Source organism: Tenacibaculum sp. 190524A02b (assembly GCF_964036645.1).
Lineage (GTDB): Bacteria > Bacteroidota > Bacteroidia > Flavobacteriales > Flavobacteriaceae > Polaribacter > Polaribacter vairaonense.
In genome coordinates, this window is record NZ_OZ038525.1 from 1266068 (window position 1) to 1279089 (window position 13022).

The 13022-nt window shown below is 28.2% G+C and carries 11 protein-coding genes; 4 read left to right on the plus strand and 7 right to left on the minus strand.

Annotation, left to right across the window (positions count from 1 at the left end):
- Positions 1–48: 48 nt before the first annotated feature.
- The 5 genes from ABNT65_RS04930 to ABNT65_RS04950 all read right to left on the minus strand — a co-directional run bounded on the left by ABNT65_RS04930 (position 49) and on the right by ABNT65_RS04950 (position 6860).
- Positions 49–1371, minus strand: coding sequence for a glycosyltransferase (locus tag ABNT65_RS04930; RefSeq protein WP_348739103.1), 1323 nt, complete (start codon positions 1369–1371; stop codon positions 49–51).
- Position 1372: 1 nt separating this feature from the next.
- On the minus strand, positions 1373–2746 hold the full coding sequence (locus ABNT65_RS04935; RefSeq protein ID WP_348747341.1) for a hypothetical protein: 1374 nt from the start codon (positions 2744–2746) through the stop codon (positions 1373–1375).
- Between the two features lie 22 nt (positions 2747–2768).
- On the minus strand, positions 2769–4136 hold the full coding sequence (locus ABNT65_RS04940) for a nucleotide sugar dehydrogenase (RefSeq protein WP_348739107.1): 1368 nt from the start codon (positions 4134–4136) through the stop codon (positions 2769–2771).
- Between the two features lie 111 nt (positions 4137–4247).
- Positions 4248–5273 (minus strand): HlyD family efflux transporter periplasmic adaptor subunit, encoded by a 1026-nt coding sequence (locus ABNT65_RS04945; RefSeq protein ID WP_348706479.1) that lies wholly within the window; start codon positions 5271–5273, stop codon positions 4248–4250.
- A gap of 3 nt (positions 5274–5276) precedes the next feature.
- Positions 5277–6860, minus strand: coding sequence for a hypothetical protein (locus ABNT65_RS04950; RefSeq protein WP_348747342.1), 1584 nt, complete (start codon positions 6858–6860; stop codon positions 5277–5279).
- A gap of 689 nt (positions 6861–7549) precedes the next feature.
- On the opposite strand from ABNT65_RS04950, the gene ABNT65_RS04955 reads away from it, so the two are divergent.
- Positions 7550–8746: a glycosyltransferase gene (locus ABNT65_RS04955; protein ID WP_348747343.1), complete on the plus strand. Its 1197-nt coding sequence runs from the start codon at positions 7550–7552 to the stop codon at positions 8744–8746.
- A gap of 4 nt (positions 8747–8750) precedes the next feature.
- Here ABNT65_RS04955 and ABNT65_RS04960 read toward each other — a convergent pair whose 3' ends face one another.
- Complete coding sequence (locus ABNT65_RS04960; protein ID WP_348747344.1) at positions 8751–10046, minus strand: MFS transporter; 1296 nt, start codon at positions 10044–10046, stop codon at positions 8751–8753.
- Positions 10047–10113: 67 nt separating this feature from the next.
- Positions 10114–10920, minus strand: coding sequence for a M48 family metallopeptidase (locus ABNT65_RS04965; RefSeq protein ID WP_348706468.1), 807 nt, complete (start codon positions 10918–10920; stop codon positions 10114–10116).
- Between the two features lie 128 nt (positions 10921–11048).
- Here ABNT65_RS04965 and ABNT65_RS04970 point away from each other — a divergent pair, with 128 nt between their 5' ends.
- The 3 genes from ABNT65_RS04970 to ABNT65_RS04980 are packed head-to-tail and all read left to right on the plus strand — an operon-like array spanning position 11049 to position 12996.
- Entirely contained in the window at positions 11049–11921 is an 873-nt protein-coding gene (locus ABNT65_RS04970; protein WP_348747345.1) for an alpha/beta hydrolase, read from the plus strand.
- Entirely contained in the window at positions 11918–12388 is a 471-nt protein-coding gene (msrB, locus tag ABNT65_RS04975) for a peptide-methionine (R)-S-oxide reductase MsrB (RefSeq protein ID WP_348747346.1), read from the plus strand. The genes ABNT65_RS04970 and msrB overlap by 4 nt, the downstream gene beginning before the upstream one ends.
- Positions 12389–12441: 53 nt before the next feature.
- Positions 12442–12996 (plus strand): DUF1572 domain-containing protein, encoded by a 555-nt coding sequence (locus ABNT65_RS04980; RefSeq protein ID WP_348706462.1) that lies wholly within the window; start codon positions 12442–12444, stop codon positions 12994–12996.
- Positions 12997–13022 lie beyond the last annotated feature (26 nt).

Below are 13022 nucleotides of genomic sequence, written 5' to 3' on the forward strand. Positions count from 1 at the left end.
ATTGGGTGATTTTTGAATTAATTTTTAAATGTTTATTTTTTATTAAAGTTACAATCCGGCTCTTTTAGCTTGTGAGGAGGATTTATAAGGGTTCCAAGGATCTTCAAAAGATCGTTTAAAGAAAAATTCTTTATAATATGCTATTGTTCTAATAATTCTTAGGTAAGTTCCAGTGTAAATTGTCATTAAGGATACATAAGGCCACAAATACAACTCTTCTTTTCTTCTTTCAGAGAAAACATATATACTGATCATTTGTATATAAGACATCACAAAATACAGTGTAAAATTCATAGGTATCACAAATTTTAACTGACTCGTATAGTTTACAATGATATCAATGATATAAATCCACCATAGGATATCTAATATTACATTATAAAATACATTTTCTGCTAATGAAAAAAAGTTAGACCAATTGAAGTTTGCATGCGGAAAATAGACATCTTTATGTTTACGTACTCTAAAACGAATAATAGATTTATCCCAACGTAAACGTTGTTTAGTCAAAACTTTAAACTTTGAAGGTGCATTGGTTAAACAAATAGCTTTAGGCTGAAAATAGATTTTATAGCCCGATTTTCTAATCTTTACAGTAATATCACCATCTAACCCTGGCCCTATATCCCAACCACCTATGCTATCTATAATATCTTTTCTAAAAGCGCCAAAAGCTCCTGATATTATTTTATAAATTCCTAAATAAGAAGTTACAATTCTACCTACAGAAACGGTTTTTAAATACTCTATTGCTTGTAATTTGGCACATAAACTTTCTCGGTAGTTCCTTACTTTTACATTCCCTCCTACAGCTCCTATTTTTTCATCCATAAAAAAGGGAATAAGTACTTGCTCAATAGCATCACTATCAAATGAGCAATCTGCATCTAAATGCACAATGTATTTACCAACACTGTAACGCAAGGCTAAATTAGCTGCAGAAGCTTTACCACCACGCATTTCATTTCTGATAAACATATCAATAAGTCCTAATTTTTCTAGGTTTCTACCTATAATAGGTGTATCGTCATCAGAACCATCATCTACAATAATAAGCTCAAAGTTTTTAAACGTTTGTTCAGCTAAAGATTTTGTTAATTTGTACAAATGTTTCCCCTCGTTTTTCCCTGGAATTATTACAGAAACTAACGGATTTTCTGTAAATAGTTTTTGTCTAGCTTTTTCAAACTTTTCATTTCTACTTTTACGCTGTAACCAAAATATAAACGCAATAATATAGTCTACAATAATATAGCGGGTGAACTCAAACAATACAAAGTACCAAAATACCCGTATAAACTTATTGATTCCTACTACAAACCAATAGTTTACATATTCGGGCATTAAGTTATGTATGCTTAAAATCATCATATTATTCAAAGTAATTTTGTACTAAAGTGTTGTCCATTATTTGCTTATAAGATATTTCTATGTTTTGTTGGGTATCTTCTAAATTATCACTGATTAGTTTTGCTAAGTTGTATTGTATATTCTCAAGGCGTTCTAACTCATCTTCTTTTGTTTCAGGAAGTAATAAGTAATAACAATTAAATTTTTTAGCGCATAAAATATCAGCCTCAACCAAATAAGATTTTATAATCCCTCCTATTTCATGCATTAATTCTTTTTTAACATCTGTATTTAATATTTCTAGTTGTGGATTGTTAAAAGAAACTTTTACAAAAAAACTATTACATTTGGTTGTTTTTACTCTTTGAATTTCCTGTCTTAATAATATTTTATAAAGAGGAAAGCTCATGCTGCCTCTAGCTACTGATTTTTTTACATCTTGCTCTTTATAGTTACCTATTACATGGTTCTCACCTTTTTGAGTAATACTATAATTACCTATTCTTTTTTCTATTAATTCATCTAATTGCTGTTCAGTATTACAATCTATACACAGTGCTTTCATTCCTGTATTTTGGAATTCATGCGTACAATTGTTACAAGAATAAATTGTTGAAGGTTTATCATAGTCAATACCAATATGTCTAAGTTGCTTATCACATTTAGGGCATTCTAAACCATTTTCTGTTTTAAAATCTTTTTCTGGTGCTACATGAGCACATACAAAATGATGAACCATATCATGTGCTTCAATATCTATAGAGTCACATTTTGGGCAGCACTCTCTGAAATTAATATAATTGCTATTACAACTTTTACAAACATGGACATAATCGTGAAGTTTAAAAGAAATCAATTTATTATATACTAATTTGTCTAAAAGCTTTAGCATAACCATCATTTCTGAATTTTTATACAGTAATGAAATGTATGGAAATAGATAGCCTATCAGATTATTTCTTGATGTTATTGGAGTAATTGTTTTGTTTCTAGTAAAACAGTAACCTAATAGTTTATATGTTACTAACTCTTTATGTGATTTTAAACTAGAAACACTTAACTTATCTATACGTTTATTTATTATTCGTATTCTTTGCGCATAGGATGATAGCATATTAATATCAATATATCCATCTGTATGAATTAGAATATTTTTAGATAATGCATATATATTATTAATAAAAATAGGCATAAAGCCTATTTTTATTTCTTCTACAACAATAATTTGGTATAAAATATCTTTGGCATGTTGTTCATCTTCTGTATCAATTATAATAGCATTAATGTACTCCAATTCTTGATTTCGAAGTTCATAAGCATGCATAACCCTTAAAAGATTTAACCCTTCAAAAGATATTTTTTTTGAATCACTACTATGTTTAAGTAGGTTTATCATTAGTATTTGTTTTAGTTAGTATCTAAAGAGACATGTAAACTTCTTCTGGAAATTTATATTTCTTGTCTCCTTTTACATCAAAAATTATAGTTTCTTGATTTCCATTTTTCATGTAATCATAATAGGCTAAGTGCTTATAATTTTCATGATCTACAGCTAGTATAATGGCATCAAACTTTTCAGAAGTTGTATTTTGTATTTCTAAACCGTATCTATTTTTAACTTCTATAGATTCAGCTAAATAATCTTGAACAATTACTTTAAAGCCTCTTTCTTGAAGTTCTATACATAACTCAGCCGTTTTAGAATTTCTAATATCATTCACATTTTCTTTAAATGTGATTCCTTTTACTAAAATTGAAACACCTTCTTGTAATAGCTTTCTATCCTTTAATCTGGCTTCAAGTCTATCTGCTATAAAAGTTACCATACCTTCATTAACTTTTCTAGCTTGTTGGATTAGTTTAGGTGAATAGTTATTTTCTTTTGCCTTACTTATTAAGTAATACGGATCTACGCCTATGCAATGACCACCTACTAAACCAGGAAAATAATTATGGAAGTTCCATTTTGTACCTGCTGCTTCTAAAACTTCTTTAGTATTGATTCCTAAACGAGAAAAGATATTTGACAGCTCATTCATTAAACTAATATTTACATCTCGTTGTACATTCTCAACTACTTTTGCTGATTCTGCTACTTTAATACTTGGTGCTTTGTGAACTCCTGCAGTAACAACTGTTTCGTAAACACTTGAGACTAATTCCAAAGATTCTGGCGTACTTGCTGAAACTATTTTTTTTGTTTTGGTAAATGTATGTTTAGTATCTCCCGGATTAATTCTTTCAGGTGAATATCCAACCGTAAACTCTTTATTAAATTTTAAATCGGATATCTTCTCTAAAATAGGTACACAAACTTCTTCTGTACAACCCGGAAATACGGTAGACTCAAACACAACGCAATCTCCTTTTTTTAGAAATTGAGCTATCGTTTTTGTTGCAGATTTTAATGGTGTTAAGTTGGGTTTTTTGCTTTTGTTGATAGGTGTTGGAACAGCTACAATATAAAATTTAGCATTTCTAATATCCTTGATATTAGATGAAAATTCAATGTCTTTATTTTTAAAATCCTTGGATGTTAATTCTTTACAAGGATCAACACTGTTTTTTAAACTGTTTACTTTGTGGCTATTTATATCAAAGCCTATCACTTTAAATTTTGCTGCCATATGTAAAGCCAATGGTAAACCAACATAGCCTAAACCTATTACAGCAATAGATTCTTCTTTGTTTAGCAATTTCGAATATATCTCATTTTGTTGAGTTATAAACGGTGGTCTTACTTCTAATAATTCTAGGGGGGATTGAATTCTAGGTAGTAATGTCATAATGATAAGTATTTTAAGTATTGTTCATGTTTATTTTTTTACAGTAAGTTAATGTTCTTTTTTATTGTTTCTTAATAGAGTGTCAATTGTTGCTAAGTCATAATTTATGTTTTATATTTTGTTAATTTTTACTTTTAAATTTAATTTATAATACTTTCCCCATGCAGGGATTTCTTCTTTATCTATAGGAATTATTTCCGCTAAAATATTACGTTCTGTAGGCTCGTATTTTTTTTGAAATTCAGTAGGTGCTTTATAAGTTGCTATATATAGTTTTTTTATTATTCCTTTAGATATTGTTTTGTCAGGAAACTCTACATGTACTAAGCTTCCTTTTTTTACTTTGGCAATGTCTTTTAAATTAAAATATGCTTTAATAAATACCTTTTCTACATCATGGATAGTCATTACTTTTTCTGCTTTGTAACAAGCTTCCTCACTATTCTTTAATATTTGCCCAATAACTCCTTTTATTGGAGATCTATAGGTATTTGTAAAATTTTGATTTCCTCTTGCTATAGCATCATTGTTTTTTTTATTAGAGGTATGTTTTTTTTGTAAAGACAATAAATAAATTTCGTTTTTAAGTAATTTAATTTCGCCTTGTAAAGCTAATTTTTTCACTTTTAACTCATCTGCTTTATCTTTTGTATATACATCTAATAAAATGAGTTTAATAGTTTGTTTTTCTTGTGATTCTAAAAGTTTTAATTGTTCTTTTAAGTGTTGTAACCTAACATATTTCAGTTTAATTTCTCTTAAAATATCTTCATAGTCTGTAAAATACCTTTCTTTTTTATCTATGTTTTTTAAGACAATTGAAGCGTCACTATCAAAATCATCTTGAAAATAATTAAATAGTTTACTATTAGAAAAAACAGTATCTCCTTCGTTGATAAAAATTTCTTTTACACGTATATCATTGGTAAAATTTACATCTACTTTTTCCATTAACATTTGCCCATTTCCATATATCCACACTGTTTTTTTATAAATAAAACTCCCTAACCAAAAAATTAACAACAACAACAACGCAAAATATAAAACCCTATCCAAGTTTAGTTTCTTCTTTTGTTTTTTGGGTTCTTTCAGTGTTCTTATAACTGCTTTTCCCTTTTTGTAGCTAAATTTCTTCATTTTTTAAAATAGGTTTTTGAGTTTTTTATCTATGTAATTCGCTACTGTTTTATAACTTTTAGCTTTCACTGTTTTATAAGTTATTTTGTTTTTTATTAAGTAATTAATTGCTTTTAAATCATTCTCTACTACATAAACTACTTCTTGCCTTTTTGCTTTTAATAATTGTATTTGAAAAGTTAAACTATAATTTGAGTTAGAGCTTATCATTAAGGTTTCACTATTTAATTTTGAATTATAAACAAAAGGAGCTATTAATTTATTTATATTTTTTTCGCTATGAAGCTCAAAAACATGAGATAAAATGGTATATAATTGCCTTTTAATTTGCATTATATTTTCTAAAACTTTAAACTTCTCTTCCATTAAACTTAAAATTAACAACCCTGTTTCTGGATTATCAAGTTCTTCTTTTAACACCTTAAGTATTCGTATTCTTTCACTAATTACTTCACTATTTTTATATTGATTTTGTAAATCTTTTAATTTTTCATTGTATGAATTTACCTGCGTAATTAATCTATTTTGCTGCCCTACCGATTTATCTAAAAATTGAGATTCTAATAATTTAATCTTTGTTTTAATTATTTTTTTTCGATGATTAAATCTAATAGGTGCTCTAAATCGTAAGCCTACATTTGGGAAATAAATATTTTTACCCTTACCTATTAAATAACTCTGACCAGCGTATAGTGAAAGTGACAAATCATTAATAGCTCTATGTTCTAATAATACATTTCGTTTTTCAAATTTCTTTACTTCTTTTATTGTTTTACTTAACTCTAAGTCATCTATGTTTAAAACAAATAAAGAAAGTTTAGTTAACTCTTGAGCTTTAACAGAAATTTTATCTTTTAGTATTGCATTTTCTTTTTTGATAACTTCTATTTGATTTTCTAATATGTGTATTTGATTTCCTACTTTTATTAAAGGCTCTCTTTTTACTAACTTTTGCGTGTACATTGAACTTAAGAAATCAAAATACTGGTTTTCAAACTCTAAAAACTTTTCAAATAGGAATAACACTTCTGTATTATAAACATAGCTGTAATCTATTCTAAATTGTCTTCTCCAAAGAATTTTTGATTCTTCTAAATCCTTTTGCTTTAAACCTTTAATATCATTAAAAAGTTGTTTGGCTTTTGTTCTATTATGAATAAATCCATTTTTTAAAATATTCCACTCAACTTCCATACTTGCTCGTCCTATATTAAATAAGTTGGTTTCTTCTTCAAAAATATTTCTAAAATTATAATTTGCACTAGCTTTAAAAACTAAACCTAAATCCATCAAAAACTGTGATGCTTGTAATTTTTTTAAGTCAATTAACAATTGATTGATATTTTTTGTTTTGTTCTCCTTATCCTTACCAAATAATAACAAAGAAGCGTTTTCTCCATTTTTTGACAACCATAAATTAGGTTTAACATCTTTATAAATCAATTCCGCCCTATTAATAAGGGTATCTAATGATTGACTATATAAATTAGATGATATGGATATAAAAAAGATTAACATAAAACTTTGATAATAATTTGTTGGTTTCTTAATTAAAAGTCCAATCAAACTATAATTTTTAAACTTCATTTGTTATTAAACATTTAACTCTTAATTAGCTTTGAATTTTAAAATTCAAACATGTACTAACACAAAACAATTGAATAATTATTTAAGTGGGTATAGAGCGATTTTTTTTACGAATAAAAAACCAGATGGTTTATTAATCTATAAAAGCTATGCGAATTTTATTACTATTAAATTCCGAATAGTTTTTTTAATTTTTCTAATATTATTTTTCATGATTTCGGGGGGATTGAAATTAAACTTATTTTTTACCTGATTAAAAAACTTTGTTTTAACCTTATTATAAATATAAGCTTTTCAGTTGTTTAAGTCAAAAAAAATAGTTTATACACTAAGTGTTTTCCCTTAATATAATTTGGACTCACTTACTTTATTTTCATCTAATATTAAGTCAAATAGACGTTTCTATAAAATTATTTTAAGGGTAATTGAGTATTACGTTAAGGGAAAACCCTTAGATTAATTTCAGTGTTACTACTTATCGCATAATTCAAAGTATTTTACCAGTTTTGCAATGTTTAAAGTCGGGGGGACTTTAAATGTTTATTTTTTATTAAAGTTACCCGTTCATTAAAAGCTAATGGATGGGTTTCTTTTTACCATTCACCTACACTCAGTGTTCCTTAATCGAATACACTAATATATTCTACCATTTCAATAGTAGCTTTACAATAACATTAAATTTTATTCACATGAGATTAGGTATTGTATCATCGTTTCCTCCAAGTAAAATAACATTAAATGAATATGCATATCATTTAGTAAAAGGTTTTGTTAGCTTAAATGAAATAGAAGAAGTTATTTTATTTTGTGATAAAACAGCTGAAGATAAAACCTTAGACTTTCCTTTTGCTGATAAGGTAAAAATAGTTGAATGCTGGAATTTTAATAGTTACCAAAATGCATACACAGTTTCTAAAGCAGTAAAATTTCACAAACCAGATCAAGTACTTTTTAATTTACAGTTTATGAAATTTGGTGATAAAAAAATAGTAGCGGCTTTAGGCTTAATGCTTCCTTTTATTTTAAAAATAATGAAAATTCCTACTACGGTATTAATTCATAATATACTAGAAACAGTTGATTTAGAAAGCGCTGGTTTCACTAATAACAAGCTTTTGCAAAAAGCTTATGGTTTTATAGGTTATTGTTTAACTCAGTTTATATTGTCTGCAAATACTGTTGCTGTTACTATTCCTAAATACAAGAAAATATTAGAACAAAAGTATAATGTTAATAATGTAATTGTTATACCTCATGGTACTTTTGAACTTCCCAAAAAACCTAGTCATATTCCTAGTTATCCTGTTAAAAAAGTAATGACCTTTGGTAAATTTGGAACTTATAAAAAAGTGGAGATTTTAATAGAAGCTGTTAAAAAAGTAAGAAAGGAGTTTAATGAAACAATTGAAGTTGTAATTGCTGGAACTGATAATCCTAATACTCCTAATTATTTAAAAAATGTAAAAGAAAAATATCACAATGTTCCTAATTTAACTTTTACAGGATATGTTCCTGAAGAAAAAGTAGCTGATATTTTTGAAGAAAGTACCATTATTGCCTTTCCTTACACTTCAACTACAGGTAGTTCTGGTGTTTTACATCAAGCTGGGAGTTATGGAAAAGCAGTTGTTTTACCTAATATTGGTGATTTAAAAGAATTAATTCATGATGAAGGATATGATGGTGAATTTTTTAATGCTACTTGTGCTAATAGCTTAGCCACTGCTATTAAGAATATATTGATAAATCCTACTTACAGATTAACATTAGAAAAGACAAATTATAAAGCAGCAACAGCTTATCCAATGCAAAAAATATGTAATATGTATCTTCAAGTATTTTCAAAAATGGAACAGAAATGTTCTTTAAATAATGTTTTAGTATAAAATATTAAGCTACGTATTTTGTCTTCTTTAATGTACTTAAAATAATAAAAGATGCAAAAAAGAAGATAGCTAAACACAAAACACTCCATTGCATAGAATTTGTAATAGCATATAATAAACCATAAACAAAAGTTCCTAAAACAATAGCTATTTTTTCAGTAACATCGTAAAAACTAAAATAAGTAGCATGATCTTGGGTTTCAGGTAAAAGTTTAGAGTAAGTTGAACGAGTAAGCGACTGAATAGCTCCTTGTACCAAACCTAATAAACCTCCTAACCCATAAAAATAAATCGCCACATTCTCTTGGTTTTTATCTAGTAAAAATGCACAGAAACAAACTAATGTCCATATGCCTAAGGTTATTTTTAAAGCTTTAATATTTCCTATTCGTTCTGATAACCTTGAGAAAATTAGTGCTCCAAAAATTGCCACTACTTGTACTAATAAAATAGTCACTATTAAACTTGTAGATGATAAACCTAATTCAGAAGAGCCAAAAATAGCCGCCATTAAAATAATTGTTTGTACTCCAACACTTAATAAAAAGAAAGCTATTAAAAAACGTTTTAAGGTAGGATAAGCAATTACTTCATCTAATACTGTTTGTAACTCTTTAAAACCTTTCCAAATATAATCAGCATCAGGTTTTCTATTATAAATATCATCTGGAAGTCTTTTAAAAGTAATCTGAGCAAATCCAATCCACCATAAACCTACCATTACAAAAGATATCCTTGAAGCCATCCCTTTTGTTATTCCTAACAGATCAGGAAACATAATCATTACTAAGTTAATAAGTAACAAAATAATTGATCCTACATAACCATATACAAAACCTTTTGCACTCGCTCTATCTTGCTGTTCAGGGTGAGCTATTTCGGGTAAATATGCGTTATAAAACACTAAACTAGCCCAAAAACCAATACTTGCTAAAATAGTAAACCAAATTCCTATCCAAACAGTATCAACACCCTCAAAAAAGTATAAACTCATTACAGAAAAAGAACCTAGTGCACAGAAAAACTTCATAAACTTCTTCTTACTTCCAGTATAATCAGCAATACCTGATAAAATAGGAGAAATAAAAGCTACTACTAAAAAAGAAAAAGAAAGTGCATAGCTATACAAACTATCTGGGTGCTCCCACTCCATCCCTAAAAAATGAACTGATTTTCCTTCTGTCACCCCGCTATAGTACAGAGGAAAAACAGCAGTACTTATAACTAAAGAATATACTGAGTTTGCCCAATCATAAAATGCCCAACCGTTTATTAGCTTTTGATTTCCTATTTTATACATAATTAATTAGATAAAAAAAACCGTTCTTGTACAAGAACGGTTTGCAATATACTAATAAATAAATCTATTATTTTCTTACAGGAACATTATATCTAGAAGCTAATCTTTTTGCTTCTGGTAAGTACGCTTTTAATGTTTGTATTCTAGTTTGATTAGATGGATGTGTGCTTAAAAACTCTGGTGGTGCTTTAGAACCTGCTCTCTGACTCATTCTTACCCAAACTTCTGCTGCTTCTTCACCTCTATATCCTGCCATTAACATAAAAACCAGCCCTAGTTTATCTGCTTCAGTTTCATGTGTTCTACTGAAAGCTAGCATCCCTACTTGAGAACCAATACCGTAAGCCATATTCCATAATTGAGAATTTTTACTATTTCTTGTACCTAAAGCAACAGCCAAACCTCCTAATTGCTGTCCATAAGCACTTGTCATACGCTCTTGACCATGTTTAGCAAACGCATGTGCTACTTCGTGTCCCATAACAGCCGCTACACCATCTTCATTTGCACAAATAGGCATTATTCCTGTATAAAATACTACTTTACCTCCTGGTAAACACCAAGCATTTACGGTTTTATCATCAACTAAATTAAACTCCCATTTATAAGAATTAGCTTCAGCAACCATACCATTAGCTCTCATAAATCGATCAACTGCTGCTGATATTTTTTTACCAACTCTTTTTATTTGATTTGACTTAGTTGCATCTGTTGATAGTTTATTCTTTTCTAAAAAACCTTTATACTGTGCAAAACTTGCAGGTAATACTTGTGCATCACTAACAACATTAATTCGTTTTCTCCCTGTAATAGGCACCGTACTACATTGAATCAACATAGTAGCTACAAAAGTTAAAGCTAATACTCTTTTCATTACTAATAATAATTTTTGATGATATATAAAATATGACACAAAGAAAGTAAATATGTCACATCTTCCCTATTTAAACATTCTCTTTTTAAATTTACAAATTTTATCTTTATCTTGAAAATTTACACATAATGAATTTTATAAATAATAACAAAAGCCCTAAAAGTATAGTTGTCCCCAAGTTTTTAATTATAGCAACCAATATCATACAAACTATTTCCTCTAACTTAATAGCTAAACTAGGTGCTAAATTATTTTTAACACCTGTTAAATTTGGAACTCCAAAAAGAGAAAAAATGCTATATGAAAGTGCTCAAAAAAAACGCATTCCTATCAAAACAATACATAAAGAAATTGAGGTTCTTACCTACGGATATTCTAAAAAGAAAGTACTATTCATTCATGGCTGGTCAGGCAGAAGTACCCAATTATTTTTAGCTGCCGATAAACTATTAGAAAAAGGGTATATGCTTGTAGCTTTTGATGGTCCTGCACATGGAAAGTCTACAGGAAAAAGAACTTCTATGCCTGAATTTTTAGAAACTATAAAAGAAGTTACTAATTTGTATGGTCCTTTTGAAGTTGCTATTGGTCACTCTTTTGGTGGTATGTGTTTGTATAATGCCGTAGCTGAAGACTTATCTGTGAAAAAACTAATAACCATTGGAGCTGGTGATAAAATTTCCGAAGTAATTTTAAACTTCACCAAAAGTTTAAAGTTAAAAAATAATGTTGCTAAAAAAATAAAAGGAATTTACGATAAACAATGGGAAAAAGATGTTGATGAACATGCTTCAAGTGAAATGGCTAAAAAAATTAACATCCCTACATTAGTTATTCATGACAGTATGGATGGAGATGTAGATGTAAGTTCAGCTATAAACATTCGTCAAAGTTTAAAAAGAGGTGAACTTTTTATTACAAATGGTTTAGGACATACCAAAATACTACGTGATAAGAAAGTAGCTGTAAAGATTATTGAATTTATCCAGAAAGACACATGAAAAAATACATTTTAGCATTTCTATTAATTATAGTATCAAGTCATTTTATAAATGCTCAAACTACCAAAGAATATAAAGTTTCAAAAACTAATAAGGAATGGAAACGTATACTTACTTCTAAACAGTACTATATTCTAAGACAAGCTGGTACTGAACGTCCATTCTCTAGTTCTTATAATAAAAATTATAAAAAAGGTGTGTATCATTGTGCTGGTTGTAATACTCCTTTATACAAATCAGAACATAAATATGATTCTGGTTCTGGATGGCCTTCTTTTGATAGAGCTATTAAAGGAAACATAAAACTAGATGTTGATTATAAAATAGGTTATGCTAGAAATGAACTGAAATGTAATACATGTGGCGGACATTTAGGGCATGTTTTTGATGATGGTCCAGTAAAAACTACTGGAAAAAGACATTGCATAAATGGAGCAGCTCTAAAGTTCGTTCGTAAAAAGTCATAAAAACATTAATACTTCTCTTTTTTGTAAATTAGAGCCTTTAACTAATCTTAGGTATGGAAAACTCTTATTTACAAAGTGTACGTAAACAAATAGCTTATTACAAAACCCTCGGAGAAAAAACATTCAATCAATTAACTAAAGATGAACTGTTTTGGCAATACAATGAGGAAAGTAATTCTATAGCTATTATTGTAAAACATATAGCTGGTAACATGCTATCTAGATGGACTGATTTTTTTACTGAAGATGGTGAAAAACCTTGGAGGAATAGAGATGATGAGTTTGTTAATACCTTTCAATCAAAAGAAGAATTAATCGACTATTGGAACAAAGGTTGGGATTGTTTTATAAATACGATCAACTCTATTGAGAATAAAGATTTAGAAAAAGTAATTTACATCCGTAACCAAGGGCATACAGTTATAGAAGCTATTAACCGTCAAATTTGCCATTATCCATATCATATTGGTCAAATTGTATTTTTAGGAAAAATGGTTAAAAATAATGATTGGAAATCGCTTTCAATTCCTAAAAATGCTTCAAAAAAATACAACTCAGAAAAATTTGCTAAAACGAAAACTAAAAAACACTTCACAGACGATTTATAATTTTTTTTAATAAAAAGTGTCACACA

Excerpts from the sequence above, each read along its gene's own strand:
- ABNT65_RS04980 (WP_348706462.1), top strand. The coding sequence starts at position 12,442 with ATGGAAAACTCTTATTTACAAAGTGTACGTAAACAAATAGCTTATTAC.
- ABNT65_RS04930 (WP_348739103.1), bottom strand. The coding sequence starts at position 1,371 with ATGATGATTTTAAGCATACATAACTTAATGCCCGAATATGTAAACTAT.
- ABNT65_RS04950 (WP_348747342.1), bottom strand. The coding sequence starts at position 6,860 with ATGAAGTTTAAAAATTATAGTTTGATTGGACTTTTAATTAAGAAACCA.
- ABNT65_RS04945 (WP_348706479.1), bottom strand. The coding sequence starts at position 5,273 with ATGAAGAAATTTAGCTACAAAAAGGGAAAAGCAGTTATAAGAACACTG.
- ABNT65_RS04970 (WP_348747345.1), top strand. The coding sequence starts at position 11,049 with ATGAATTTTATAAATAATAACAAAAGCCCTAAAAGTATAGTTGTCCCC.
- ABNT65_RS04935 (WP_348747341.1), bottom strand. The coding sequence starts at position 2,746 with ATGATAAACCTACTTAAACATAGTAGTGATTCAAAAAAAATATCTTTT.
- ABNT65_RS04960 (WP_348747344.1), bottom strand. The coding sequence starts at position 10,046 with ATGTATAAAATAGGAAATCAAAAGCTAATAAACGGTTGGGCATTTTAT.
- ABNT65_RS04955 (WP_348747343.1), top strand. The coding sequence starts at position 7,550 with ATGAGATTAGGTATTGTATCATCGTTTCCTCCAAGTAAAATAACATTA.
- msrB (WP_348747346.1), top strand. The coding sequence starts at position 11,918 with ATGAAAAAATACATTTTAGCATTTCTATTAATTATAGTATCAAGTCAT.
- ABNT65_RS04940 (WP_348739107.1), bottom strand. The coding sequence starts at position 4,136 with ATGACATTACTACCTAGAATTCAATCCCCCCTAGAATTATTAGAAGTA.
- ABNT65_RS04965 (WP_348706468.1), bottom strand. The coding sequence starts at position 10,920 with ATGAAAAGAGTATTAGCTTTAACTTTTGTAGCTACTATGTTGATTCAA.